Genomic DNA, 799 nt, shown 5'->3' with positions numbered 1-799 from the left:
TTGCTGAACTTTTATTCTTTCCCCTGTATTTACTGGATATTTTTAATTCTATGTATTATTCATTATAGTATTTATGTCTTATTTTGTACTTCTATAACGAGTAACAAGAAAATTAGTATGAATTATTTCAGCTTATCACTAGAGTCTTATATACATAAGGATTACTATTAATCCTTTCAATTACTTTAGCCGATGGTAATCTATCTAATTCAATGACCATAATATTATTTATCTTTTGAGATGAACAATGAATTTTTATAATATTAATTTCATAATCATTGAATAAGGATGTTATAAAAGCGAGAAATTTACAACTGTTTTTATTTCGTACTAAAAGATTTGGACTGTTTTCTGATATTTTAACATTAAAACCATTAATTTCTGAAATAAGTATTTTTCCCACATCATTTTTATATGTAACAACTTCTATACTTTCTGTTCCATTTAACAAAGAAATTTTTGCAGTATAAGGATAACTTGTTTTTGCATACTCTTCTACAAATTTAATTACAGTACAATTATCAATATTAAAAGGAACTTTTTCTAACATATCCTTTTCAGAGAAATTAAATATTCCTTTCAAGAACCCTATTTGTAATTCATGTTTATTCGTGACGTTTTTAAAGCTTCCATAAACTGAAATATTCACTTCTTCAGGTCTTAAAATAAATAATTCTCTAGCTAACTTACCCATTTCAGTTCCCATAATTACAGGTGATAAGTTATTAGTTTTTACAATATCGAACATAGAACAACTTTCCATAAATAACTCCCCCTTAACTTAAAATACCCCATATTA

At 25.3% G+C, this 799-nt stretch carries 1 protein-coding gene; it reads right to left on the bottom strand.

What is annotated here, in order from left to right:
* Positions 1–127: 127 nt before the first annotated feature.
* Complete coding sequence (locus DN408_RS31135; RefSeq protein WP_147740533.1) at positions 128–763, bottom strand: ACT domain-containing protein; 636 nt, start codon at positions 761–763, stop codon at positions 128–130.
* Positions 764–799 lie beyond the last annotated feature (36 nt).

It is taken from the genome of Bacillus sp. AR13-1, from assembly GCF_008042285.1.
Taxonomy (GTDB): Bacteria; Bacillota; Bacilli; order Bacillales; family Bacillaceae_G; genus Bacillus_A; species Bacillus_A mycoides.
The sequence above is the reverse complement of the archived record's forward strand: the minus strand, read 5'-3'. Positions and strand labels throughout refer to the sequence as shown.

Bases quoted from the DNA above. Each gene is read 5' to 3' on its own strand.
- DN408_RS31135 (WP_147740533.1), bottom strand. From the start codon at position 763: ATGGAAAGTTGTTCTATGTTCGATATTGTAAAAACTAATAACTTATCA.